The following is a 1,458-nucleotide window of genomic DNA, read 5'->3' on the forward strand; positions in this document are numbered from 1 at the left end:
CTTTAATTTTGCAAACTGAATTAAATGTTAAGAGGAGCAACAAAAAGACGGCAGCCACGTTACTCTGTTGTAAGGAGGAAGGGCTGACCCCAGGGGGGCAACCCAATTCGCTTCTAAAGTTTAGAACTTATCGAAAGTGACGGCGCCCCTCTGGTTCATTAACTGCAAGGCCAGATAGAATGATAGGCTCGGAGCCTGATTAAAGTGGTAGCACGTGACAGTTAACACGTTAGCCAGTCCTCTTTACTTAAAAAGTAAATGCAAAGATATGAAAAAAATCTTTATCGGAGTGGATGTCTCCAAAAAAAAGTTGGACGCGAGCGTCATTTTGGCTCAGAACCAGGAAGGGATCCCGGCACCCGAGTATGTCGGACAGTTCGAGAACAGCAGGGGCGGATGCACCCAGATGGTGAAGGCCGTGGGCAGGAAGTACAAGGGCATCGACCCTGCGGAATGGCTCTTCTGCGTGGAGACCACGGGCAGTTACAGCAGGCTGATATGCGACACCATGAGCGAGAAGGGGCTCGTCATCTGGCGGGAGAACGCACTGCAGATCAAGTGGTCCAAGGGCGTGGTCAGACAGAAGGACGACAGGACGGACTCGGGCATCATAGCCGAATACGCCATGCGCCACGAGGACAGGTGCGTGCCCTACGTGCCCGACAGCAAGCCCGTGAAGGAGCTCAAGGAGCTGTACGCCTATCGCGAGAAGCTCGTGGCCGACAGGAGGACATACAAGAACAGGCTCAAGGACATGAAGGGCACCATGCCGTCCGGGGACGCCAAGGACGAAATCCGCGACGGGCTGGAGAAGCTGGTCGCCGTGACCGACAGGCTCATCAAGAAGGCCGAGCAGTCCATGCTCGAAATCATCGACGGCGACCCCGCGCTCCACGACAGCTACGCCAGGGTCACCTCCATCGTCGGTGTGGGGATGGTGACCGCCGTCGGCATGATCATCCACACCAACAACTTCCGAGAAGACACCGACAGCCGCAAGTTCTGCTGCTACTGCGGACTCGCGCCCTTCCGGGAGCAGTCCGGCACCTCCGTCGACAAGAAGGCCGCCGTGAGGCACCTGTCCAACCTCCAGATGAAGGCCACGCTGTCCCAGGCCGCACTGGTCGCCATCAAGCACAACCCCGACATGTTGAGGTACTTCCTCAGGCTCGTCAACTCGGGGAAGCACCGCAACATCGCACTGAACAACGTCAAGTGCAAGCTCGTCCACATCGCCTTCTCTCTCGTCAGGAACGGCCAGTACTACGAATTATTCCACGAAGAAAAACGCAAAAAAGCCCTCGAACAGCAAAGAATCCAGCAAAGGATGGCGGAAGCCGCATCTCTTGCCGAATCCTAAACCCTGACTCAAACCGAAAAATATCAGAACACTATGAAGTGGCCCTAACAAAAACAACATTTTTTAACAAAAAAAATTTGGTCAGAACCATAGAATGC

1 protein-coding gene is annotated in these 1,458 nt (G+C 54.4%); it reads left to right on the top strand.

The genetic code is table 11. The features are described from left to right. The first annotated feature begins 268 nt into the window (after positions 1-268). Positions 269-1,360 (top strand): IS110 family transposase, encoded by a 1,092-nt coding sequence (locus tag MJZ26_15165; protein ID MCQ2107115.1) that lies wholly within the window; start codon positions 269-271, stop codon positions 1,358-1,360. Positions 1,361-1,458 lie beyond the last annotated feature (98 nt).

Source organism: Fibrobacter sp. (genome assembly GCA_024398965.1).
Taxonomy (GTDB): domain Bacteria; phylum Fibrobacterota; class Fibrobacteria; order Fibrobacterales; family Fibrobacteraceae; genus Fibrobacter.

Bases quoted from the DNA above. Each gene is read 5' to 3' on its own strand.
- MJZ26_15165 (MCQ2107115.1), top strand. From the start codon at position 269: ATGAAAAAAATCTTTATCGGAGTGGATGTCTCCAAAAAAAAGTTGGAC.